We start from the raw sequence: 22,579 nt of genomic DNA, 5'->3' as shown, positions 1-22,579 counted from the left end.
TCAGGCCGCTTGGCGGCCTGAAGCATCAAAGATGCATGGGCGAAGCTTTATGGACATTCCTGTGATCAGGCTGTTAGCCTATCACATCATGTCCATGCCGCCCATGCCGCCCATGCCGCCCGGCATGCCGCCAGGAGCATCCTTCTTCGGCAGTTCGGCGATCATGGCTTCGGTGGTGATCAGCAGCGAGGCAACCGAAGCTGCGTCCTGCAGAGCCGTGCGAACGACCTTCACCGGGTCGACGATGCCCATGGCGATCATGTCGCCGTAGACGCCCGTCTGAGCGTTGTAGCCCCAGTTGTCTTCGTTCTTGTCGAGGATCTTGCCGACAACGATGGAGGCTTCGTCACCAGCGTTTTCAGCGATCTGGCGGCAAGGAGCCTGCAGAGCGCGGCGAACGATGTTGACGCCGGCTTCCTGGTCGTCGTTTTCACCCTTGACGGTGATCTTGACGGAGGAGCGCAGCAGAGCCGTGCCGCCGCCCGGTACGATGCCTTCCTGAACAGCAGCGCGCGTCGCGTTGAGAGCGTCGTCGATACGGTCCTTCTTTTCCTTGACTTCAACTTCCGTCGAGCCGCCGACGCGGATAACGGCAACACCGCCAGCGAGCTTGGCAAGGCGTTCCTGCAGCTTTTCGCGGTCGTAGTCGGAGGTGGTTTCTTCGATCTGAGCCTTGATCTGAGCTACGCGGCCTTCGATGTCGGACTTGGCGCCGGCGCCGTCGACGATCGTGGTGTTTTCCTTGGAGATCGAAACCTTCTTGGAACGGCCGAGCATGTCGAGGGTAACGGACTCGAGCTTGATGCCGAGGTCTTCGGAGATGACAGTGCCGCCCGTCAGGATGGCGATGTCTTCCAGCATGGCCTTGCGGCGATCGCCGAAGCCAGGAGCCTTGACGGCAGCGATCTTCAGGCCACCGCGCAGCTTGTTGACGACGAGGGTCGCAAGAGCTTCGCCTTCGACGTCTTCAGCGATGATCAGGAGCGGCTTGCCGGTCTGAACGACGGCTTCGAGAACCGGGAGCATCGCCTGCAGGTTCGAGAGCTTCTTCTCGTGCAGGAGGATGAACACGTCTTCGAGGTCGGCGATCATCTTTTCCGGGTTGGTCACGAAGTAGGGGCTGAGGTAGCCACGGTCGAACTGCATGCCTTCGACGACTTCGAGTTCGGTTTCGGCGGTCTTGGCTTCTTCAACCGTGATGACGCCTTCGTTGCCGACCTTCTGCATGGCTTCGGCAATATCGAGACCGATCTGCTTTTCGCCGTTTGCGGAGATCGTGCCGACCTGTGCGACTTCTTCCGACGTGTTGATCTTCTTGGCCTTGGCCTGGAGATCCTTGACGACTTCAGCAACGGCGAGATCGATGCCGCGCTTCAGGTCCATCGGGTTCATGCCGGCTGCAACGGCCTTGGCGCCTTCGCGAACGATGGCCTGGGCGAGAACGGTTGCGGTCGTGGTGCCGTCGCCGGCGATGTCGTTGGTCTTCGAAGCAACTTCGCGGACCATCTGGGCGCCCATGTTTTCGAACTTGTCTTCGAGTTCGATTTCCTTGGCGACGGTGACGCCGTCCTTGGTGATGCGCGGAGCGCCGAAGGACTTGTCGATGACGACATTACGACCCTTCGGGCCGAGCGTGACCTTCACTGCGTCAGCGAGGATGTCGACGCCACGAAGCATCTTTTCGCGGGCGCTGCGGCCGAATTTTACTTCTTTAGCTGCCATTGTTTGAACTCCTGAATTCGCGTTTTCCGGGCTTTAAGGCCCGTCAGCTGTATCGGAAAGGGAACCGGCTGGATTAGCCGATGATGCCCATGATGTCGGCTTCCTTCATGATCAGAAGGTCTTCGCCGTTGAGCTTGACTTCGGTGCCGGACCACTTGCCGAACAGAACGCGATCGCCAACCTTGACGTCGAGTGCTACGACCTTGCCGGATTCATCACGAGCGCCGGAGCCGATGGCGACGATTTCGCCTTCCTGCGGCTTTTCCTTAGCGGTATCGGGAATGATGATGCCACCCTTGGTCTTTTCTTCCGACTCGACGCGACGAACGACGACACGGTCATGAAGGGGGCGGAAATTGGTGCTTGCCATTGTCTAATCCCTCGATCAAATGACATTCACGGATCAGCGGGGGATCCGTATGGGCTTTGTTAGCACTCATCATCTGAGAGTGCTAGCGAGGGTGATTTAGGGGTGGCTACCAAACGAGTCAAGAACAGCACTGTGAATTTTTTGCGGCGCCTATCGGCTTGTTTCGGGGATGATTAACGCCCATGGCGATGCCGCGTAACATGTTGTTGCAAAGATTCCCTTATTTTGATCTTGTGCAGAAGGGCATGGTAACGCCTTTTCTGGAGCATCGTGCCGCTACCCTCGCTACGTCATTCTGCCGCTCGCCGACCTTGTCCATGCCCGCTCTTCGGGCCTTGTGCGACGCAAAAACCTTGTGCGCCGCTCTTGTAATTTGCCGGCTGGTTTGCGATGTCAGCCCGTGATTTATTTGGCGCGAGGACGGCATGGGCAAACGGATCGAAAGCTTTCGCGACATCGGCGAACTTTATGATGTGGCGCTCTGCGACGTCTGGGGCGTGCTCCACAATGGTGTCGCCGCTTATAGGGAAGCTTCGGTTGCGCTCGAAGCGGCGCGCGCCTCTGGACTGACGGTCGTCCTCATCACCAATTCTCCGCGCGTCGCTCTTAAAGTTGTCGAGCAGCTGCGCGCGATCGGTGTTCCCGACAGCGTTTATGATCGCATTATAACCTCAGGCGATGTCACTCGCAGGCTGATTGCCGAGGGGCCGAAGAAGGTATTCCTGCTCGGACCGGAGCGCGATATCGGCATCCTCGAAGACCTTGATGTTGAGCGTGTCGACGCCGGCGAGGCGGAAAGCATCGTCTGCACCGGTTTCTTCGATGACGAGACCGAAACGCCCGACGACTACACCGACATGCTGACGGCTTGGTCCGCCCGCAAGGTGCCGATGATCTGCGCCAATCCGGATCTCGTGGTCGAGCGTGGCCACCGGATGATCCCCTGCGCCGGCGCCATGGCTGCCTATTACGAGCGGCTCGGGGGTGAGACGCGCATCGCCGGCAAGCCGCACCAGCCGATCTATGATGCAGCGCTCGCCGCGGCCCGCGAAGTGCGCAGTGAATTCCCGCTGTCCCGCGTGGTCGCGATCGGCGACGGCATGCCGACCGACGTGCGTGGCGCGCTCGATTATGGCCTCGATCTCCTTTATATCAGCCATGGCATCCACGCCCGCGAATATGTCGTCGAGGGCCATACGGATGAGGCCGCTCTCGGCGCCTTCCTGGCGCGCGAGCAAGCTTCGCCGAAGTGGTGGATGCCGCGCCTTGTCTGAGGAGAGTGGCAGACGATGACCGTTTTCCATCGCAACGAGACCCGCGAGCCGCTTCCCGATGCCTTGAAGGGCGGTGTGGTCGCCATCGGCAATTTCGATGGTGTGCATCGTGGCCACCAGTCCGTGCTCACACGCGCACTGGAGATCGCCAGGGAACGCGGCATTCCAGCGCTCGTGCTGACCTTCGAGCCGCATCCGCGCACCATATTCAAGCCCGAGCAGCCGGTCTTTCGGCTGACACCGGCACCATTGAGAGCGCGTCTCCTGGAAGCGCTCGGCTTCAACGCCGTCATCGAATATCCCTTTGACCGTGCCTTCTCGCAGCGTTCGGCGGATGAATTCGTCCATTCGATCCTGATCGACTGGCTGCATGCCTCCGAAGTCGTCACCGGTTTCGATTTCCATTTCGGCCACGATCGCCAGGGCGGTCCGGCCTTCCTCATGAACGCCGGCAGCCATAACGGCTTCGGCGTGACGCTCATCGATGCCTTCCGCGATGAAAATACCGAGGTCATCTCGTCGAGCCGTATCCGCACACTGCTGGCCGAAGGCGATGTCGCCCAGGCCGCAGGCTTGCTTGGATATCGCTTCACTGTCGAGGCGCCCGTCATCGGCGGCGAGAAGCTGGGTCGGACGCTCGGCTTTCCCACGGCAAACATGCAGCTTCCATCGGAAATATCGCTGAGATCGGGCATCTATGCCGTGCGCTTCCGCACGGCCGATGGTGTCATCCGTAATGCCGTTGCCAGCTACGGACGCCGCCCGACGGTAACAGACAATGGCGCGCCGCTGCTCGAGACCTTCGTCTTCGATTTCAGTGGCGATCTCTACGGCCAGATCTGCTCCGTCTCCTTCTTTGGTTACCTCCGCCCCGAGCTGAAGTTCGATGGCCTGGACCCGTTGGTCGCGCAGATCCGCAAGGACGAGGAAGAGGCGCGGGCGCTGCTCGCCGGCGTTCAGCCGCTAAGCGATCTCGATCGCGTCATCGCGTTCGACTGATTTTATTCGGCATGCTGCGCGCGGAGATTGCGGCGGTGCAGTATGTTTTTGCCTTGAGCGGGGTAGGAAGATGCTGCAATGCTCATATAGCTGGGTGCGAGTCGCGGCACCCATTTTTCCGAGAGGCGCACGAGATGGACAAACGTTTCGGAACGGCAGCCTGCTGGCTGCTCGTCATTCCCTACATAGGCTTGCTTTGGGTTCCCTTCTATAACAGTCACGATCCGGTGCTGTTCGGTTTCCCCTTTTTCTACTGGTATCAGCTGGCCTGGGTGCCGATCACTGCCGTCCTGACATGGATCGCCTACCGGAGCATGCGCCATGACGACTGATATCGATCCGACAGCACTCGCCGTCTTCATCTTCTTCCTGGCGCTCGTCACGATCATGGGCTTTGTAGCCGCCCGCTGGCGCAAGCCGAAGACCCTTGCCCATATCGACGAATGGGGCCTTGGCGGCCGCAGCTTCGGTACCTGGATCACCTGGTTCCTGGTCGGCGGCGATTTTTATACCGCCTATACCGTGATCGCCGTTCCGGCCTTGGTTTACACGGTCGGCGCCTATGGCTTCTTCGCGCTGCCCTATACGATCGTCGTTTATCCTTTCGTCTTCATGGTCATGCCGCTTCTCTGGAGGCGCGCGAAGGATCACGGCTATGTCACCGCGGGCGATGTGGTGCATGGTCAATATGGCTCGCGCGCACTCGAACTGGCGGTCACTCTGACAGGTGTCATCGCAACGATGCCCTATATCGCCCTGCAGCTCGTCGGCATGACGGCGGTCTTCAAGGCGCTGGGACTTCATGGCGAACTGCCGCTCGCGGTGGCCTTCATCATTCTGGCGCTCTATACCTATTCGGCCGGCCTTCGCGCCCCGGCGCTGATCGCCTTCGTCAAGGACATCATGATCTATATCGTGGTGATCGCGGCCATTGCCCTGATCCCCGCCAAGCTTGGCGGCTATGCCAATGTCTTTGCGGCAGCCGATGCGGATTTCCAGGCCAAGGGGGCGGGCAGCCTGCTTCTCGGCGGTAACCAGTATGTCGCCTATGCGACGCTGGCGCTCGGTTCGGCGCTGGCCGCCTTCATGTACCCGCACACGCTCACCGGCATCTTCGCCTCCAACAGCGGCAATACCATCCGCAAGAATGCGGTGCTGCTGCCGGCCTATACGCTGCTGCTGGGTCTCCTGGCGCTGCTCGGTTATATGGGCCATGCGGCAAATCTGAAGCTGGACAGCGCCAATGACGTGGTGCCGGCGCTGTTCCAGACCCTGTTCTCGAGCTGGTTTGCGGGCTTCGCCTTCGCGGCCATCGCCATCGGCGCGCTCGTTCCCGCGGCCGTGATGAGCATCGGCGCAGCCAACCTCTTTACCCGCAACTTCTGGAAGGCTTACGTCGATCCTCAGGTTTCTGATGCTGGCGAGGCGAAGGTCGCCAAGATGACCTCGCTCGTCGTCAAGATCGGCGCGCTTCTCGTCATCATTTTCCTGCCGACGCAGTTCGCGCTCGATCTCCAGCTTCTGGGCGGCATATGGATCCTGCAGACGCTGCCGGCGCTGGTCTTCGGCCTCTATACCAAGTGGTTCCGTGCGCCCGCCCTGCTTGCCGGCTGGTTCGTCGGCTTCTTCGGCGGGACCTACCTCGTGTGGGATGCCGGCTGGAAACCACTGCACATGGTTGCGCTCGGAGACGCAAGCTTCACCGTCTATACGGGGCTGTTGGCGCTGGCCGCCAATATCGCTGTGTCCGTGATCCTTAACGCCGTCATGCCGGCGCGCGCGACAGCACGCGCCTGACGGGCCGGAGCTCCTCATCGGCCGCGGGCGGCAACGTCCGCGGCTTTTCCGTGCGTTGCCGGCGTTGTTTCCTCTTCCTTTCCGTGGAAAAAACGCCTATGAACCGGCGACCATGACCCAATTTCGGCTGAGCCACTCGATACGAATTATTGGCCCGGCCTTCCGCGCGCTGTAAGCTGCCGGAAGGTCCGGGTTTTCGGCGTCTCGTTCACGAGGCGCTTTCCGCCGCCGAAAAATCCCCATATGGCTGCGCCAGTTCAGGCGCAAGACGCCCGAGACACCGAGGCAATTGTCACGACTATGACCGATACCGCTGAAAAGATGGATTACTCCAAGACCCTTTACCTGCCGGAAACCGATTTTCCGATGCGCGCCGGGCTGCCGCAGAAGGAGCCGGAGCTGGTGAAGCGCTGGGAGGAGATGAACCTCTATAAGAAGCTCCGCGCCTCCGCTGCCGGCCGCGAGAAGTTCGTGCTGCACGACGGCCCACCCTATGCCAACGGCCACATCCATATCGGCCATGCGCTGAACAAGATCCTGAAGGACGTCATCACCCGCTCGTTCCAGATGCGCGGCTATGACAGCAACTATGTCCCCGGCTGGGATTGCCACGGCCTGCCGATCGAATGGAAGATCGAGGAAAAATACCGCGAGAAGGGCAAGAACAAGGACGAGGTTCCGGTGAACGAGTTTCGCCAGGAATGCCGCGATTTTGCTGCCGGCTGGATCAAGATCCAGTCCGAGGAGTTCAAGCGCCTCGGCATCACGGGTGATTTCGACAATCCCTATCTGACCATGAATTTCCATGCGGAATCCCGCATCGCCGGCGAGCTTTTGAAGATCGCCCGCACCGGTCAGCTTTACCGCGGTTCCAAGCCGGTCATGTGGTCCGTCGTCGAGCGCACGGCCCTTGCCGAAGCCGAAGTCGAATATGCCGACGTCGAGAGCGATGCGATCTGGGTGAAATTCCCGGTGGCTGAAGGCTCGGCTGGTCTCGCCGGCGCCTTCGTCGTCATCTGGACGACCACGCCGTGGACGATCCCCGGCAACCGCGCGATCGCCTATTCCTCGCGCGTGTCCTACGGACTCTATGAAGTCACGGAAGCGGTCAATGACTTCGGCCCGCGCCCCGGCGAAAAGTTGATCTTCGCCGACAAGCTGGCAGAGGAATCCTTCGCCAAGGCAAAGCTGCAGTACAAGCGCCTGGGCGATGTGACCGCCGACGATCTGGCCGCACTCACCTGCGCCCATCCGCTCGCTACACTCGGCTATGGCTTCAAGGTACCGTTGCTTGATGGCGACCACGTGACCGACGATGCCGGCACCGGCTTCGTGCACACGTCTCCCAGCCACGGCCGCGAGGACTTTGATGCCTGGACGTCGCACGCCCGCGACCTCGAAAAGCGCGGTATCTCCTCCACCATTCCGTTCCCGGTCGATGACGCCGGCTTCTATACCGCCGATGCCCCCGGCTTCGAGGGTGGCCGTGTCATGGACGACAACGGCAAGAAGGGCAATGCCAACGATCTCGTCATCAAGGCGCTGATCGAGACGAATACGCTGTTTGCGCGCGGCAGGATCAAGCACTCCTATCCGCATTCCTGGCGCTCGAAGAAGCCGGTCATCTTCCGCAACACGCCGCAGTGGTTCGTCTACATGGACAAGGACTTCGCGGACGGTTCGACGCTGCGTACCCGTGCGCTCAAGGCGATCGACGATACCCGTTTCGTGCCATCAGCCGGCCAGAACCGTCTGCGCGCCATGATAGAGCAGCGCCCGGATTGGGTACTCTCGCGCCAGCGTGCCTGGGGCGTGCCGATCGCGATCTTCGTCGACGAGCAGGGCAACATCCTGCAGGATGACGGCGTCAACGCCCGCATCCTCGAGGCTTTCGAACAGGAAGGCGCCGATGCCTGGTTCGCCGAAGGCGCGCGCGAGCGTTTCCTCGGCGAGAAGGCCAACGAGCCCTGGACGCAGGTCATGGACATCCTCGATGTCTGGTTCGATTCCGGTTCGACCCACACCTTCACGCTGGAAGACCGTCCGGACCTGAAGTGGCCGGCTGACGTCTATCTCGAAGGCTCCGATCAGCATCGCGGCTGGTTCCATTCGTCGCTGCTCGAAAGCGCCGCGACCCGGGGCCGCGCGCCCTACGACACGGTCGTCACGCACGGCTTCACCATGGACGAGCAGGGCCGCAAGCAGTCGAAGTCGCTCGGCAATGTCGTCGCTCCGCAGGACGTGATGAAGGATGCCGGCGCCGATATCCTGCGCCTCTGGGTCATGACCACGGACTATTGGGAAGACCAGCGCCTCGGCAAGGCCATCATCCAGACCAATGTCGATGCCTATCGCAAGCTGCGCAACACTATCCGCTGGATGCTCGGCACGCTGGCGCACGACAAGGGTGAAGTGATCGCCTATGCCGACATGCCGGAGCTGGAGCGGCTTATGCTGCATCGCCTCGCCGAACTCGACGAGCTGGTGCGTGAAAGCTACGACGCCTTCGACTTCAAGCGCATTGCCCGCGCCTTGATCGATTTTGCCAATGTCGAGCTTTCGGCCTTCTATTTCGATGTCCGCAAGGATGCGCTCTACTGCGATGCGCCGTCGAGCCTGCGCCGCCGCGCTTCGCTCGCCGTCATCCGCACGATCTTCGATTGCATGGTGACGTGGCTGGCGCCGATGCTGCCCTTCACCACGGAGGAGGCATGGCTGTCGCGCAATCCCTCGGCGGTCTCGGTTCATCTCGAGCAATTCGTCGCCATTCCCGCTGAATGGAAGAACGAGGCGCTGGCCGAGAAGTGGAAGAAGATCCGCGCCGTGCGCAGCGTCGTCACCGGCGCACTGGAAATCGAACGCAAGGACAAGCGCATCGGCTCATCGCTGGAAGCTGCCCCGGTTGTCTATGTCGCCGATCCGGAGCTGATGAAGGTACTTGAAGGGCAGGATTTCTCCGAAATCTGCATCACCTCGGGCATCACCATCCTTGGCAGTGAAGGTCCGGCGGAGGCATTCCGCCTTGATGACACCGCTAGGATCAGCGTGGTTCCGAAGCTTGCCGAAGGCCGCAAATGCGCCCGTTCCTGGCGCATCACCGCCGATGTCGGTTCCGATCCGGAATATCCGGATGTCTCGGCTCGCGATGCCGCGGCATTGCGAGAGCTGATGGCTGTCAACTGAAGAAAGTTGCCGGATGAATTGCCTTTGCGGCGTTCATCCGGTAAAAGCTGCCTGAAAATGGCCCGATTTTTACGGCAGTTGCCGTCTATTGGGGTCCTGTTACGTTTATTCCGGCATGGCTGGGAAGGGTTTTCATGAGAGCGATGCATAAGGTTCGTATCGGCGTCAGCTTGGCGGCACTTGTGGTTGGCTGTGGCGCAATGTCCGGTTGCCTGAGCAGCCCGACCTATGGCACCGACAAGACGGCCGGCGTGCAGCTCCTGGACGACCTCGGCGATATTGCCTCTGTTTCGGCCGCAACGCCGAAAGCGAAGGGCGTGAAATATCCGAACCGCCCCGGTCTGGTTGTCGGTGGTGCCAAGGATACTCTGACCGCGCCGCAGGAGTCGCTGGCAAGCAAGGACAATCCGGCTTGGCTCGAATCGCCGGAAGACGCCCGCAAGCGCCTTGCCGAAGAGGCCGACCAGAAGAAGAACGACGTCAATTATCGGTCGCCGCTGGCCCAGGCCGACAGCAGCAGAAACCGTATGACGGAGGCCCAGCAGACGGCCGCCTATCGCGCCACGCGCCAGGATCAGGCCGGCACCTATATCGACCAGCGCCGCTATCTGATCGACCCGCCGCAGCAATATCGCCAGGTTTCCGATCAGGCTGCCCTCAGCGATCTCGGCACGCCCGAATCCAAGAAGGAAAAGAAGCGCAAGAAGGATGCGGAGGCTGCGCAGCAGTCCAACAACAGCAGCTGGTGGAAGCCCTTCCAGTAAGAAGCTCTCGAAGCGGCAGCCCTAATCTGCCGCTTTCAGTCTTCGGAGCGTTTCGCTTGAAAGAAGCCTCTGAGGATATCGGCGGATGCGGTCTCGCCGAGGCCGGAATAGACCTCCGGCGCATGATGGCAGGTCGGCTGATGATAGAAGCGCACGCCATTGTCGACGCCTCCGCCTTTCGGATCCTCGGCGCCATAGTAAAGACGACGGATGCGCGCGAACGAAATGGCCGCGGTGCACATGGTGCAGGGCTCCAGCGTGACGTAGAGATCGGCGCCCGTGAGACGCTCCTGGCCAAGCTCCTCGCAGGCCAGGCGGATGGCGACGATTTCCGCATGGGCGGTGACGTCGTTGAGCTCGCGGGTGCGGTTGCCGGCCGTGGCGATGACCTTGCTGCCGAGAACGACAACGGCGCCGATCGGCACTTCGCCACGCTCTCCGGCGCGGCGCGCTTCGGTCAAAGCAAGCTCCATGAATTGATTTGTAGCCGCCATTCAAGTTTTTCCACTTAACCGCAAGGGCGTGACCTGATAGGAACACGCGTTAAAAATTCAGGCAAACAACAAATGACAATGAATGACAAGCCCAAGCGGCCTGGGTCGAAGCCCTTTGCTCGCGACAAGCAGACGAAATCGGATGGCGCGAAGCCGGCAAAGGCCGCGGCCGTCAAGGCGGCGGATGAAACCGTGACAGGGGATGGAAAGGCCGAGCGCATTTCCAAGGTGATGGCGCGCGCCGGCGTGGCGTCGCGCCGCGATATCGAGCGCATGATCCTGGATGGCCGTGTCAGTCTGAACGGCGTGCTGCTGGATACGCCCGTGGTCAACGTGACCCTGGCCGACAAGATCGAGGTCGACGGCGTGCCGATTCGCGGTATCGAGCGCACGCGCCTGTGGCTCTATCACAAGCCGGCTGGCCTGGTGACCACCAATGCCGATCCGGAAGGGCGTCCGACCGTTTTCGACAACCTGCCGGAAGAGCTACCGCGCGTCCTGTCGATCGGCCGCCTCGACATCAACACCGAAGGCCTGTTGCTGCTGACCAATGACGGCGGCCTGGCCCGCGTTCTGGAGCTGCCGACGACCGGCTGGCTGCGCCGCTACCGTGTCCGCGCCCATGGCGAGATCGATCAGGAAGCGCTCGACAAGCTGAAGGAAGGCATTGCCGTTGACGGTGTGCTCTACGGCTCGATCGATGCGACGCTCGACCGCACGCAAGGCTCCAACGTCTGGATCACCATGGGCCTGCGTGAGGGCAAGAACCGCGAAATCAAGAACGTGCTCGGCGCGCTCGGTCTGGAGGTCAACCGCCTGATCCGCATCTCCTACGGCCCGTTCCAGCTCGGTGAGTTGCCGGAAGGCCACGTGCTTGAGGTGCGCGGCCGCACGCTGCGCGATCAGCTGGGTCCGCGCCTGGTCGATGAGGCCAAGGCGAATTTCGATGCCCCGCTCTACAATGCTCCTGCTGTTGCCGATGCCGAAGAGGCGGATGCCAAGCCGGCTCGCACTGCCCCGGTTCGTGCGGCCAAGGAGGAGCGCCCGCGTCGTGAACGTCCCGAAGATAAGCGCGAGCGCGCCCTGAGCCGTCTGGACACGAAGCGCGACGCCAAGCACGACGATCGCCGCGAAGGCGGCCACAAGGACGACGACCGGGCAAAGCGCCAGCCGCTCGGCCCGCGTCGCAGCGCCAATGTCTGGATGGCGCCCGGTGCCCGCCCGCTGGGTGAGAAGGCAGCCGCAAAAGCCGCCAAGAACGTGAGGACCGCCGCGAAGCGCGGTGAGGCGGAACGTCCGCAGCGCAGCGGTTACGACCGTCCGGACGAAGGCCCGCGCGTTCGCGTCAACCGCGTCGACGAGGCGGATGGCGAATGGATCCGTTCGAGCGAAGAAGCTCCGCGTAAGGCGCGCGGCGATAATGATGACTTCGACCGCAAGCGCTCCGAACGTCCCCGTGGCGACCGCCCGTTCGGCGATCGTCCTCCGCGCGGCGACCGGCCCTTTGGCGACAAGCCCCGTGGTGATCGTCCCTATGGTGACAAGCCTCGCGGTGACAGGCCATTCAGCGATCGTCCGCGCGGCGAACGTGGCTCGCGACCGGAGGGTGGTGATCGGCCCCGCGCGAAGTCTTTCCAGGGTGAAGCCCGCTCGGAGCGTTCCTTCGGGGATCGTCCGGCGCGCAGTGAACGCCCATATGGCGACAAGCCGCGCGGTGACCGTCCGTTTGGCGACAAGCCCCGTGGCGACCGGCGTCCGCGCGCCGAGGGAGACGAGCGTCCGCGCGGCCGGTCTTTCGGCGGCGAGCAGCGGTCGGAACGTCCACGCGGCGATCGCCCCCAGGGTGATCATCCGCCGCGCGAGCGCCCGTTTGCGGATCGAGCTCCGCGTGGTGATCGGCCCTTCGGTGATCGCCCGCAAGGCGAACGGTCCTTCGGTGATCGGCCACCCGGCAAGCCCTTCGGCAAGAAGCCGGGCGGCGGCAAATCATTTGGCGGCAAGCCCGGCGGAAAGCCTGGTGGCCCGCGCGGCTTTGGCGGCAAGCCGGGTGGCGCAGGTCGCCCGTCCGGCGGTCCACGTGGCGGCTCCGGTCGCGGTGGCCCCGGCAGGGGCGGCCCCAAGGGCGGCAGGGGCTGACGCGCGGTGAGGATCGTCGGCGGTGAATTTCGCGGTCGCTCTCTTGCAACGCCGAAGTCGAACGATATTCGTCCGACGGCGGATCGCACGCGCGAAAGCCTCTTCAACATCCTGAGCCACGCCTACCCTGACGCCATCGACAGCACGCGGATGATGGACGTCTTTGCCGGCACTGGCGCCGTCGGGCTGGAAGCGGCCTCGCGCGGCTGCCGTCATGTGCTCTTCGTCGAAAGCAGCGTCGAGGGCAGGGGTCTTCTCTGGGAAAATATCGATGCGCTTGGCCTTCACGGCCGCACACGCATGCTCCGTCGCGACGCAACGGATCTCGGCAGCGTCGGCAATCTCGAACCTTTCGATTTTCTCTTCGCCGATCCGCCCTATGGCAAGGGATTGGGTGAGAAAGCCTTTGCTGCAGCGGCCGCCGGCGGCTGGCTCGTGCCGGGAGCGCTTGCGATCATCGAGGAGCGTTCCGACGTAACCGTTGCCGCGCCGCCGGATTTCCTGTTTCTGGAGGAACGGACCTTCGGTGACAGCAAGATGCATTTCTTCCGTTATCAGCCGAGGACGGCGTAACGGGGGAAGGAGAAGGATATGGGCGATTATGCTGATTTCGTCGGCAGCGATTACCCGGTTGCCGCCTCCGGCATGCCGAGCGTCGCGGTCGCCTTCGGCTGCGGCGGCGCGCGCGGGCTCGCCCATATTCACATCATCGAGGCGCTGGACGAACTCGGCATCCGCCCGGTCGCGATAGCAGGCTCTTCCATCGGCTCGATCATGGGCGCGGCCATGGCGGTCGGCATGACCGGCGCGGAAATCCGCGACCATACGCTTGCAACGGTCGGCAATCGTCCCGCCGTGCTCAACAAGATCTGGAGCTTGCGGCCGGTCAACATGCGCAGCATCCGGTTCGGCCAGTTCAATCTCGAACGCATCCTTCGCACGTTCCTGCCGACCACATTTCCGGAGAATTTTTCGGAATTGCACATACCGCTGAAGGTGGTGACAACGGATTACTACGATCAGGCTGAAGTCGTGATCGAAAAGGGCGAGCTCTTTCCGGTGCTTGCGGCTTCCGCCGCCATTCCCGCCGTCTTCATGCCGGTCAGACTCGGGGATCGCGTGATGATCGACGGCGGCATCATGAACCCGGTTCCTTACGAGCATCTCGCCGGACTTGCCGATATCATCATCGGCATCGATGTTGTCGGCGGTCCCGAAGGCGGCGGCCGGCATATTCCGAACCGCATTGAAAGCCTGTTCGGGGCAGGCCAGCTAACCATGCAGTCAAACATTGCGCTGAAGCTGCGCCTGCAGGCACCGCAGATTTTCCTGCGCCCGGCCGTCGGCCGCACAGGCGTCCTCGATTTCCTGAAGGCGCGCGATATCCTCGCCATGTCGGCTGGCGTCAAGGACGAACTGAAATTTGCCCTCGACCGCGTGATGACGGCGAAGAATTAGAGCGGCTCACGGGAATTGAGTGACGCCACTTTCCCTGGCTGCACAAACGGCAGCCTAAACCCGCTCCGGCTCCTCTTGCGGCAACGCCACCAGATCGTCGACGTCGCTGTAGGTATCGGCGGCCCGTTTCGGCTTGACCAGCGGCTCCGGCTTGACCGGGCGGGAATAGAGCATGTCGGTGCCCGCCTGCAGCCCTTCGCTGACCTGCAGCACCAGCCTTTGCTCATCGCGCTTGCGGATATCCTCGCCGATCTCATAGGCTTCGGCCTCGCTGACGCCAAGCGCTTCCAGGGTGCGGCGGCCGAAGAGCAGACCGGATTCCAGCGTCTCGCGCAGCTCGTAATCGACGCCCTTGTGGCGCAGCTCGATCGAATGAACGCGGTCATAGGAGCGCACGAAGATGCGCGCATGCGGATAATCGGTCTGCACGAGCTCGACGATCTTGTCGGTCACCTCCCGCGAATGCGTGCTGACGACGACGATCTTGGCGCGGTCGATACCGGCGGAGCGCAGCACGTCCTTGCGGGTTCCGTCGCCGAAATAGATGCGGAAGCCGAAGCTCGATGCCTGGCGGATGCGGTCGGCGGAGAAATCGATGACGGTCACGTCACGGCCGCTCGCAAGCAGGATTTGCGCGGCAATCTGGCCGAAACGCGAAAACCCGATCATCAGTACGTCGGAGCCGGCACCTTCGAAGTCCTCGTCCAGCTCCTCCTGCGTGTCGCCCTTCATCAGCCGCTTCGCAAGCGCGGAACTTAGCGGTGTCAGCGCCATCGACAGCGTGACGATGGCGATCAGCATCGACGCGGTGTTGGCCGAGAAGAGGCCGCCGCTGGCGCTGGCGGCGCTGAAGAGCACGAAGCCGAATTCGCCGCCTTGCGGCAGCAGGCCGGCGATGCGGACGGCATCATTCCGCGGCGAGCCCGTCGCGCGGCAGAGGGCATAGATCACGATCGCCTTGATGATCATCATGACCGGGACGGCGAGCAGGATCAGCACCCAATTGTCGAGAATCACCTCGAGTTTCAGCGACAGGCCGACGGCAATGAAGAAGATAGCGAGCAACACGCCGCGGAAGGGCTCGATATCGGCTTCCAGTTCGTGACGATAAGAGGATTCGGCAAGCATCACGCCGGAGAGAAAGGCGCCCATCGCCATGGAAAGTCCGGCGAGCTGCATCAGCGTCGCAGAACCCATGACGACGAAGAGGGCGGCTGCGATCATCGCTTCCCGCGCGCCGGTGCGCGCGATCACCTGGAACAGCGGCGTCAGCAGATAGCGGCCGGCGATAACCATTGCCGCCACGGCGCCGATCGCGATCGCAAGATCGGGGAGCGGATTGGTGGTTTCCTTCGGTCCGTCGAGAACGGTGATGAGCGCCAGCAGGGGCACGATGGCAAGATCCTGCAGCAGCAGCATTGAGAAGGAACGCTGCCCGTATTTCGTATTGACGTCGCCCTGCTGTTCCAGAATCTGCATGGCAAAGGCGGTCGAGGAGAGCGCCAGGCCGAAGCCGATGATGATGCTGCCCTTCCATCCGGCAATTCCGCCGAGATAGGCGGCAAACATCAGGGCGAGACCGCTTAAAATCACCTGCGCCGAGCCGAGGCCGAAAATATCCCGCCGCATCTGCCAGAGGCGCGAGGGCTTCAATTCCAGGCCGATGATGAACAACAGGAAGACGACGCCCAGCTCCGCCACGGCAAGAACGGCTTCGCTGTCGCCGATGCCGTGCAATATCGGGCCGATCACTACACCGGCCGCAAGATAGCCAAGCACTGTCCCCAATCCGAGTTTCTTGAAGATCGGCGCCGTAACGACGGCGCCTCCGAGCAGCATCAGGGTTTCGGTGAAGAGACTATTGGTGGCGGACATCGTCTATTTCTTTCCATGGGCAGGCGGTATTGCGACGCATGATCATGATAAACAACCATGCGTGAAGGGATTAGAACAAGAATCGGCTTTGCCGCCCTTGATGCTTCATGTAGTGCACAATAAATGGAACGCGAAGGAAAGGCCAAGTCATGACCTCTGAAATCGATTCCGCCGCTCTGCTTTCCCGCGCCAGCCAATTGATCGATCTCGCCCGGAAAGCCGGCGCGGATGCGGCCGATGCCGTCGTGGTGCGATCGAGAGCCCATTCCGTCAGCGTCCGCCTCGGCAAGGTCGAGGGCACGGAGTCGTCGGAAAGCGACGACTTTTCGCTGCGGGTCTTCGTCGGCAATCGCGTGGCGAGCGTTTCGGCCAATCCCGGCTTCGATCTCAACGCTCTTGCCGAGCGTGCGGTCGCCATGGCCAGGGTTTCGCCCGAAGATCCTTTTGCCTGCCTTGCCGATGAGGCGGATCTTGCCAAGAGCTATCCTGATCTCGAACTGTTCGATCCGACCGAGGTCTCCTCGGAGCAGCTGCGGGAAGCAGCGCTTGCGACCGAAGCGGCCGCACTCGCCGTTTCCGGCGTCACCAACTCCTCCGGCGCCGGCGCTTCCGCCGGCATGGGCGGCCTGGTGCTCGTCACGTCGCATGGTTTTGCCGGCCATTATATGGGTTCCCGCTTCGGGCGCTCGGTCAGCGTCATCGCCGGTGAAGGCACCGGGATGGAGCGCGACTATGATTTCGACAGCCGTCTCTATTTTGCCGAGCTGGATGCGGCCGAGGAAATCGGCCGTCGCGCCGGCGAACGTGTGGTCAAGCGCCTCAATCCGCGCCAGGTGCCGACGGGCAAGAACGTCACCGTCGTTTTCGATCCGCGCGTCGCGCGCGGCTTCGTCGGCCACATCGCCGGCGCGATCAACGGCGCTTCCGTCGCCCGCAAGACCAGCTTCCTGCGCGACAAGATGGGCCAGCAGGTGCTGAAATCAGGCCTTTCGATCACGGACGATCCGCTAATCGTGCGCGGCCCGTCCTCGCGGCCCTTCGATGGCGAGGGCGTGTCCGGCAAGCGGCTCGTCATGATCGAGGACGGCGTGCTGCAGTCCTGGTTCCTATCCACGGCGACGGCGCGGGAAATCGGCGGCGGCCTGAAGACCAATGGCCGCGGCGTGCGCGGTGGCACCGCTGTATCGCCCGCGTCCACCAATCTCGCGCTTGAGCCGGGCGATATTTCGCCGGAAGAGCTGATCCGCAGCGTCGGAACGGGCTTCTACGTCACCGAGCTGATCGGCCAAGGCGTCAACATGATCACCGGCGAATACAGCCGGGGCGCGACCGGCTTCTGGATCGAGAACGGCGAATTGACCTTCCCGGTTTCGGAGGTGACGATCGCCTCCAACCTGAAGGACATGTTCATGCGCGTGACGCCGGCGAACGACATCGATCGCGATTTCGGTGTCGCCGCTCCGACGCTTGCGATAGAAGGCATGACGTTGGCTGGCCGCTGAAAAAACGAGCGGAGATTGGAATTTGTGAATGATCGATAGCCAGAAGGCCGGCCGGTTGAGCGATGTGGACCTGATCGTGGGTGCCGCGCTCGAGGCGGGCAAGATCGCTCTCGGTTTCTTCCGGCAGTCGCCGGAGGTCTGGTGGAAGAATAACGGCCAGTCCCCGGTCAGCGCTGCCGATTTCGCCGCCAATGAAAGTCTTGCCGCCACCCTGCGCTCGGCGCGGCCGGATTATGGCTGGCTTTCCGAGGAAACCGATGACGATGCCGCGCGGCTGAAGCACGAGACCGTCTTCGTCGTCGATCCGATCGATGGCACCAGAGGATTTCTCTCAGGCTTGGATCTCTGGTGCGTCAGCGTTGCCGTCGTCACCGATGGGCGGCCCGTGGCGGGAGTTCTCTACGCGCCGGCGCTGGACGAGTTGTTCGTGGCGACGACCGATGGGCAGGCTCTGAAGAACGGCAAGCCGATCAGCGTTTCCCATAGGGTCGGCGATGCCATCCATCGGCTGGCGACCGGCGAGGATATGCTGAAGAGCTTCGATCCTGACTTCCGCAAGACGGTCGAGCGGGTGAAGCATGTTCCCTCGCTTGCCTATCGTCTCGCCATGGTGGCGGATGGGCGGCTCGAAGGAACCATCGTCAAGCGCAACTCGCATGACTGGGATCTGGCGGCCGCCGATCTTATTCTGGAGCGGGCCGGCGGTGCCCTCGTGGATCTCGCGGGCAATGCCTTGCGCTACAATCGCGCCGAGGTATCGCATGACGAACTTTGCGGGGCATCGGCATCGCAATTACCGGAGTTTCTCCGTCAGCTTTCTCACCGACGAGACGGTTGACCTTTCGGTCAAAATCCCTCAGATGAAGAGCGGAGGGGGACGATAGTAGAAAGAGACGAAAATGACTGATACCAGCGGCAAAAAGCAGCTCCTGCACCTCGTCTTCGGCGGTGAATTGGAAAACCTCGAAGAAGTTCAATTCCGGAATCTCAACGAGCTCGATATTGTCGGCATGTATCCCGACTACGCGAGCGCGCTGACGGCTTGGAAGTCCAAGGCGCAGCAGACTGTCGACAACGCTCACATGCGTTATTTCATCGTCCATCTGCATCGCTTGCTCGATCCGCAGGAAAAAGCGGCATCCTGAGGCCGCATCACCGAATTTGCATTTGATATCTCCATCCGGTGAGGCGTTCTCGCTTTAAATCCGGCCATGAAGCAGTATCCTTGACACAATAAGAACGAAAATCCGGCTGCTTACTCGGCCGTCTGACAATCGGGATTTGGCATAGATGATGATCAGCTGGGATAGGAGGCGATCGAAATGAGTAGCCTCAGGGCGCGTCTTGCCTTGAGCGCCTATCGTTTTGGCGGGATCGCCGTCTATCCGTTCATCGGGCCTTATCTCGCTGTTCGGGCGGCGAAGGGCAAGGAGGAGAGCTCCCGCAAACTGGAACGCTCCGGCTATGCGAGCGCCAATCGTCCGCAAGGGCCGTTGATCTGGTTCCATGCGGCAAGCGTCGGCGAGACATCGGCCGTCATCCCGTTGATCCGCGAAATCCGCCGCCGCGACATTCACGTCATTCTGACGACGGGCACGATCACCTCGGCCAAGGTCGCGCATCAGCGCCTCGGCGAGGAGGTCATCCATCAGTATGTTCCTCTCGATCTTAAGCCGGCCATTAAGCGTTTCCTCGAATATTGGCAGCCCGATTGCGCCATTTTCGCCGAATCCGAGATCTGGCCGACGACCATCACGGAGCTCGGCCGCAGGCGCATTCCGCAAATCCTCGTCAATGCCCGCATGTCGGATCGCTCCTTTGCCCGCTGGAGCCGCCATCCCACGCTTGCCGAGGCGCTGTTTGAAAATCTGGCCCTGGTCGTGGCTCAATCGGACCTCGACGCCGAACGCTTCCGTGATCTCGGTGCCGTGCAGGTGATCAGATCGGGCAATCTTAAGGTGGATACGGACGCGCCGTCCCACGATGCGCCGACGCTTGCCGGCTACATGAAGCAGGTCGGCGACCGAAAGACCTGGGCCGCGGTCTCCACTTTCGACGGTGAGGAAAATGCCGCGGCGTCCGTCCACAAGATGCTGAAGGAGCACAACGGCCAGCTCACCATCATCGTGCCGCGTCATCCCGAGCGCTGCGACGCGATCGAGGCGATGCTCGCGGAACAGGGTCTGAAGGTGGCGCGCCGCACCCGCAACGATATTCTCTCGCCTGAAGTCGACGTCTTCCTCGGCGATACGATTGGCGAGATGGGGCTTTATCTGCGGATGACCGAAGTCGCCTTCATGGGCAAATCGCTGTTCAACGAAGGCGGCCAGAATCCGCTTGAGCCGGCCATGCTCGGCTGCGCGATCCTGACCGGCGGCCATGTCCAGAATTTCCGCGACTCCTATCAGTTGCTTGCCCGTCGCGGCAGCGCCCGCATGGTGCGCGACACCGAGATGCTGGCGCGCGGCGTGCATTATTTGCTGACCAACGACACGGCACGACGCAGCATGATCGATGCCGGCTTCGCAGCCGTGCATGAAATGCGTGGTGCGCTGGCGGCAACGGTGAAGGGGCTGGAGCCCTATATCAATCCGCTTTCGGTGAAAGCGCGGCTGATGCCGAAGACGATGGCGAACGGTTGAGAAGGGAAGGGCATGGCGGCGGTCAAGCTGGGAGCGATTGCGGGCATTCTTTTCGACAAGGACGGCACGCTGCTCGACTATGACCAGAGCTGGCTGCCGGTCAACCGCGAGCTCGCCAGGATCGCCGCCGGGGACGATCCGCTTCTCGCCGATCATTTGCTCTCCGCATGTGGCATGGACCCGATCTCCGGCCATATCGTGCCCGACAGCCTGCTGGCCGCCGGCAACACCAGGCAGATTTCCGAGGGGCTGGTGGCCGCCGGCTCGAAAATGGATGTCGCCGAGCTGGTGGAGAAGCTCGATGCGCTCTTCGCGCACACAGCCGACTTCTCTTCGCCGGTCACCGATCTCGCCGGTTTCTTTCGCCGACTGCATGAGCGGGGTTACAAGCTCGGCGTTGCCTCCAGCGACAACGAACGCTCCATTCGCCAGACGGCCCGCCGCTTCGGTTTCATCGACTATCTCGATTACATTGCCGGCTATGACAGCGGTTTCGGCACCAAGCCGGAGCCGGGCATGGTACTCGGCTTCTATGCGGCGACGGGCCTTTCGCCGGCGCAGGTCGCAGTCGTCGGCGACAACAATCACGACCTCCATATGGGGCGCAACGCCGGCGTCGGTCTGACCGTCGGCGTGCTGACGGGCACCGGCTCGCGCGAAACGCTGACGGCAGCATCGGACTATTGCCTCAACGACATTACCGAGCTGGAAAGCCTGCTCATGCCGGTCGCCCAATCGGCCTGATCCTGGCAATGGCTTGCTTTTTCACGCAATCCGGCTTTTCTTGCCGCCTTGCTGGAGCAATTCCGGGAAAAGGGCGTAGCGGTTTTCCGTCCGGAATTGCTTAGAAACAAAGGCTAGAGCGTTTTCGCGATTTGAAGAAAAACGGAAACGCCCTGGCGGCACAAGAATAGGGCTGGATTAGACGCATGGTATCGGAAGCCCCACCTTTCTGGTGGCGAAAACCGGATTGGCGTGCCTGGGGGCTCTCGCCCTTTTCCTTCCTGTATGGCCGCATCGCCGGGCACCGCATGGTGCATAGCAAACGCGCTTCCGTGCCGGTGCCGGTCATCTGCGTCGGCAATTTCACCGTCGGCGGTGCCGGCAAGACGCCGACGGCACTTGCGCTCGCCCAGGCTGCAAAGGCCAAGGGGCTGAAGCCGGGCTTCCTGAGCCGAGGCTACGGCGGATCGCTCGATGTCACGACGATCGTCGATCCCACGCATCACCACGCCACGGCCGTCGGCGACGAGCCGCTGCTGCTTGCCCGCGAGGCGCTGACGGTGATTGCTCGTCGTCGGGCCGATGGCGCGGAAAGGCTCGTGCGCGAGGGCGCCGACCTCATCATCATGGACGACGGTTTCCAGAGCGCTCATCTTGCCATCGACTACGCTCTTCTGGTGATCGATGCCGGCAGAGGCGTCGGCAACGGCCATCTCGTTCCTGGCGGTCCTGTGCGTGCGCCGCTGCGCACCCAGCTTCTCTTCGCATCCGCCCTTTTGAAGGTCGGCGAGGGCAATGCCGCCGATCGCGTCGTTCGGCTTGCGGCAAGGGCCGGAAAGCCCTTCTTTGCCGCGAGCGTTAGAGTGCGCGGGCAGGAGGATTTGCGCAGCCGCAAGGTGCTCGCCTTTGCTGGTATTGCCGATCCGGCCAAGTTTTTCCGCACGGTCGAGACGCTGGGGGCCGATATCGCCGTCCGGCGCAGCTTCGGCGATCATGAACATCTCGGCGAAGACGACGTCACCGACATGCTCGACATAGCCTCGCGCGAAGGGCTGGAGATCGTCACCACGTCCAAGGACTACGTGCGCCTGATCGGACATCATGGTCGCGCCGGCGAATTGCTGCAGCGCTGCAAGGTGATCGAGATCGACATGGTCTTTGATGATCCGGGGGCGCCGGCACTGATCATCGACAGGGCGATCGCGGCCGCGCGCGAACGGCGCTTGCGGGAAAAGCGCAACAGCAAAGCAGCTTAAAGCCAGGTTCAGTTATCCAGCGCGGAAAATCAGCGCTTCTGATTAGGCAGCGCGCCGGCGCGCTTCTCGGCCTCGAGCGAGGTGATGACATCGGCATAGGGCTCCTGCCGGGCAACGCTCCAGTAGCGCAGCTCATCGAGAGCGATGTGCTTGCCGGTCATGGCGCAGATGACGTAGGAGCCAGGCATCAGGATCTGGAAATCGCCGTCGAGATAGCGAACCTTCGCCTCGCGGTTTCCATGTCCTTCGAAAAGATTCATCTGACGCCGTCCTTGATCTCTGTCATCTGTTTGCCATACCGCACTACAGCGCCGCGCGTCAAATATGACGCGCAAAGGTCGCTGTAGCACTTTAAATCTGCTGCATAATTTTATCCCTAAACCA

General features: G+C 62.0%; 19 protein-coding genes and 1 pseudogene. 15 read left to right on the top strand and 5 right to left on the bottom strand.

Annotated features, from left to right (window positions below; all coding sequences use genetic code 11):
• Positions 1 to 81: 81 nt before the first annotated feature.
• Together groL and groES are read right to left on the bottom strand one after the other, a co-directional pair.
• The gene (groL, locus tag HGP16_RS15440; RefSeq protein ID WP_168840903.1) at positions 82 to 1,722 is read right to left on the bottom strand and encodes a chaperonin GroEL; all 1,641 of its coding nucleotides are present in this window, start codon (positions 1,720 to 1,722) and stop codon (positions 82 to 84) included.
• Between the two features lie 73 nt (positions 1,723 to 1,795).
• On the bottom strand, positions 1,796 to 2,092 hold the full coding sequence (groES, locus tag HGP16_RS15435; protein ID WP_069612395.1) for a co-chaperone GroES: 297 nt from the start codon (positions 2,090 to 2,092) through the stop codon (positions 1,796 to 1,798).
• A gap of 425 nt (positions 2,093 to 2,517) precedes the next feature.
• Between groES and HGP16_RS15430 the strand changes: the two genes are divergently transcribed.
• The 6 genes from HGP16_RS15430 to HGP16_RS15405 all read left to right on the top strand — a co-directional run bounded on the left by HGP16_RS15430 (position 2,518) and on the right by HGP16_RS15405 (position 10,109).
• A complete protein-coding gene (locus tag HGP16_RS15430; protein ID WP_168840902.1) occupies positions 2,518 to 3,366 on the top strand; it encodes a TIGR01459 family HAD-type hydrolase in 849 nt (282 codons plus the stop codon).
• A gap of 15 nt (positions 3,367 to 3,381) precedes the next feature.
• Complete coding sequence (locus tag HGP16_RS15425; RefSeq protein ID WP_168840901.1) at positions 3,382 to 4,365, top strand: bifunctional riboflavin kinase/FAD synthetase; 984 nt, start codon at positions 3,382 to 3,384, stop codon at positions 4,363 to 4,365.
• A gap of 134 nt (positions 4,366 to 4,499) precedes the next feature.
• On the top strand, positions 4,500 to 4,697 hold the full coding sequence (locus HGP16_RS15420) for a DUF3311 domain-containing protein (RefSeq protein WP_168840900.1): 198 nt from the start codon (positions 4,500 to 4,502) through the stop codon (positions 4,695 to 4,697).
• Positions 4,687 to 6,162, top strand: coding sequence for a monocarboxylate uptake permease MctP (mctP, locus tag HGP16_RS15415; protein WP_168840899.1), 1,476 nt, complete (start codon positions 4,687 to 4,689; stop codon positions 6,160 to 6,162). Before HGP16_RS15420 ends, mctP begins: the two co-directional genes overlap by 11 nt.
• A 300-nt stretch (positions 6,163 to 6,462) precedes the next feature.
• Entirely contained in the window at positions 6,463 to 9,345 is a 2,883-nt protein-coding gene (ileS, locus tag HGP16_RS15410) for an isoleucine--tRNA ligase (protein WP_168841102.1), read from the top strand.
• A 134-nt stretch (positions 9,346 to 9,479) separates the two neighbouring features.
• The gene (locus HGP16_RS15405; protein WP_168840898.1) at positions 9,480 to 10,109 is read left to right on the top strand and encodes a hypothetical protein; all 630 of its coding nucleotides are present in this window, start codon (positions 9,480 to 9,482) and stop codon (positions 10,107 to 10,109) included.
• A 35-nt stretch (positions 10,110 to 10,144) separates the two neighbouring features.
• On the opposite strand, the gene HGP16_RS15400 is transcribed toward HGP16_RS15405, so the two are convergent.
• Entirely contained in the window at positions 10,145 to 10,603 is a 459-nt protein-coding gene (locus tag HGP16_RS15400) for a nucleoside deaminase (RefSeq protein WP_168840897.1), read from the bottom strand.
• A 72-nt stretch (positions 10,604 to 10,675) separates the two neighbouring features.
• Here HGP16_RS15400 and HGP16_RS15395 point away from each other — a divergent pair.
• The 3 genes and pseudogenes from HGP16_RS15395 to HGP16_RS15385 all read left to right on the top strand — a co-directional run bounded on the left by HGP16_RS15395 (position 10,676) and on the right by HGP16_RS15385 (position 14,197).
• Positions 10,676 to 12,765: pseudogene (locus HGP16_RS15395) on the top strand (pseudouridine synthase).
• Positions 12,746 to 13,312, top strand: coding sequence for a 16S rRNA (guanine(966)-N(2))-methyltransferase RsmD (gene rsmD / locus HGP16_RS15390; RefSeq protein WP_168840895.1), 567 nt, complete (start codon positions 12,746 to 12,748; stop codon positions 13,310 to 13,312). Before HGP16_RS15395 ends, rsmD begins: the two are co-directional and overlap by 20 nt.
• Before the next feature lie 18 nt (positions 13,313 to 13,330).
• Positions 13,331 to 14,197, top strand: a complete 867-nt coding sequence (locus tag HGP16_RS15385) for a patatin-like phospholipase family protein (RefSeq protein ID WP_168840894.1) — start codon at positions 13,331 to 13,333, stop codon at positions 14,195 to 14,197.
• Between the two features lie 54 nt (positions 14,198 to 14,251).
• On the opposite strand, the gene HGP16_RS15380 is transcribed toward HGP16_RS15385, so the two are convergent.
• Entirely contained in the window at positions 14,252 to 16,072 is a 1,821-nt protein-coding gene (locus tag HGP16_RS15380) for a monovalent cation:proton antiporter-2 (CPA2) family protein (RefSeq protein WP_168840893.1), read from the bottom strand.
• A 149-nt stretch (positions 16,073 to 16,221) separates the two neighbouring features.
• On the opposite strand from HGP16_RS15380, the gene HGP16_RS15375 reads away from it, so the two are divergent.
• From HGP16_RS15375 to lpxK, 6 genes are all read left to right on the top strand, one after another.
• A complete protein-coding gene (locus HGP16_RS15375) occupies positions 16,222 to 17,574 on the top strand; it encodes a TldD/PmbA family protein (protein WP_168840892.1) in 1,353 nt (450 codons plus the stop codon).
• Between the two features lie 28 nt (positions 17,575 to 17,602).
• Positions 17,603 to 18,412: a 3'(2'),5'-bisphosphate nucleotidase CysQ gene (locus tag HGP16_RS15370; RefSeq protein WP_168840891.1), complete on the top strand. Its 810-nt coding sequence runs from the start codon at positions 17,603 to 17,605 to the stop codon at positions 18,410 to 18,412.
• A 61-nt stretch (positions 18,413 to 18,473) separates the two neighbouring features.
• Positions 18,474 to 18,719 (top strand): DUF4170 domain-containing protein, encoded by a 246-nt coding sequence (locus HGP16_RS15365; RefSeq protein WP_034508466.1) that lies wholly within the window; start codon positions 18,474 to 18,476, stop codon positions 18,717 to 18,719.
• A gap of 177 nt (positions 18,720 to 18,896) precedes the next feature.
• The gene (gene waaA / locus HGP16_RS15360; RefSeq protein ID WP_168840890.1) at positions 18,897 to 20,216 is read left to right on the top strand and encodes a lipid IV(A) 3-deoxy-D-manno-octulosonic acid transferase; all 1,320 of its coding nucleotides are present in this window, start codon (positions 18,897 to 18,899) and stop codon (positions 20,214 to 20,216) included.
• Between the two features lie 12 nt (positions 20,217 to 20,228).
• Entirely contained in the window at positions 20,229 to 20,960 is a 732-nt protein-coding gene (locus HGP16_RS15355) for an HAD family hydrolase (protein WP_168840889.1), read from the top strand.
• Positions 20,961 to 21,145: 185 nt separating this feature from the next.
• Positions 21,146 to 22,195, top strand: a complete 1,050-nt coding sequence (gene lpxK / locus HGP16_RS15350; protein WP_168840888.1) for a tetraacyldisaccharide 4'-kinase — start codon at positions 21,146 to 21,148, stop codon at positions 22,193 to 22,195.
• Between the two features lie 29 nt (positions 22,196 to 22,224).
• On the opposite strand, the gene HGP16_RS15345 is transcribed toward lpxK, so the two are convergent.
• Entirely contained in the window at positions 22,225 to 22,455 is a 231-nt protein-coding gene (locus HGP16_RS15345) for a DUF2093 domain-containing protein (protein ID WP_168840887.1), read from the bottom strand.
• Positions 22,456 to 22,579: the final 124 nt, after the last annotated feature.

The organism is Rhizobium sp. P40RR-XXII (assembly GCF_012641405.1).
Lineage (GTDB): Bacteria > Pseudomonadota > Alphaproteobacteria > Rhizobiales > Rhizobiaceae > Rhizobium.
The sequence above is the reverse complement of the archived record's forward strand: the minus strand, read 5'-3'. Positions and strand labels throughout refer to the sequence as shown.

What these genes read in the sequence shown, in the direction of transcription:
- mctP (WP_168840899.1), top strand. Translation starts at nt 4,687, where the DNA reads ATGACGACTGATATCGATCCGACAGCACTCGCCGTCTTCATCTTCTTC.
- HGP16_RS15370 (WP_168840891.1), top strand. Translation starts at nt 17,603, where the DNA reads ATGATCGATAGCCAGAAGGCCGGCCGGTTGAGCGATGTGGACCTGATC.
- groES (WP_069612395.1), bottom strand. Translation starts at nt 2,092, where the DNA reads ATGGCAAGCACCAATTTCCGCCCCCTTCATGACCGTGTCGTCGTTCGT.
- HGP16_RS15365 (WP_034508466.1), top strand. Translation starts at nt 18,474, where the DNA reads ATGACTGATACCAGCGGCAAAAAGCAGCTCCTGCACCTCGTCTTCGGC.
- HGP16_RS15405 (WP_168840898.1), top strand. Translation starts at nt 9,480, where the DNA reads ATGAGAGCGATGCATAAGGTTCGTATCGGCGTCAGCTTGGCGGCACTT.
- HGP16_RS15400 (WP_168840897.1), bottom strand. Translation starts at nt 10,603, where the DNA reads ATGGCGGCTACAAATCAATTCATGGAGCTTGCTTTGACCGAAGCGCGC.
- HGP16_RS15345 (WP_168840887.1), bottom strand. Translation starts at nt 22,455, where the DNA reads ATGAATCTTTTCGAAGGACATGGAAACCGCGAGGCGAAGGTTCGCTAT.
- lpxK (WP_168840888.1), top strand. Translation starts at nt 21,146, where the DNA reads ATGGTATCGGAAGCCCCACCTTTCTGGTGGCGAAAACCGGATTGGCGT.
- HGP16_RS15425 (WP_168840901.1), top strand. Translation starts at nt 3,382, where the DNA reads ATGACCGTTTTCCATCGCAACGAGACCCGCGAGCCGCTTCCCGATGCC.
- HGP16_RS15355 (WP_168840889.1), top strand. Translation starts at nt 20,229, where the DNA reads ATGGCGGCGGTCAAGCTGGGAGCGATTGCGGGCATTCTTTTCGACAAG.
- HGP16_RS15375 (WP_168840892.1), top strand. Translation starts at nt 16,222, where the DNA reads ATGACCTCTGAAATCGATTCCGCCGCTCTGCTTTCCCGCGCCAGCCAA.
- waaA (WP_168840890.1), top strand. Translation starts at nt 18,897, where the DNA reads ATGAGTAGCCTCAGGGCGCGTCTTGCCTTGAGCGCCTATCGTTTTGGC.
- HGP16_RS15420 (WP_168840900.1), top strand. Translation starts at nt 4,500, where the DNA reads ATGGACAAACGTTTCGGAACGGCAGCCTGCTGGCTGCTCGTCATTCCC.
- ileS (WP_168841102.1), top strand. Translation starts at nt 6,463, where the DNA reads ATGACCGATACCGCTGAAAAGATGGATTACTCCAAGACCCTTTACCTG.
- HGP16_RS15385 (WP_168840894.1), top strand. Translation starts at nt 13,331, where the DNA reads ATGGGCGATTATGCTGATTTCGTCGGCAGCGATTACCCGGTTGCCGCC.
- HGP16_RS15430 (WP_168840902.1), top strand. Translation starts at nt 2,518, where the DNA reads ATGGGCAAACGGATCGAAAGCTTTCGCGACATCGGCGAACTTTATGAT.
- groL (WP_168840903.1), bottom strand. Translation starts at nt 1,722, where the DNA reads ATGGCAGCTAAAGAAGTAAAATTCGGCCGCAGCGCCCGCGAAAAGATG.
- HGP16_RS15380 (WP_168840893.1), bottom strand. Translation starts at nt 16,072, where the DNA reads ATGTCCGCCACCAATAGTCTCTTCACCGAAACCCTGATGCTGCTCGGA.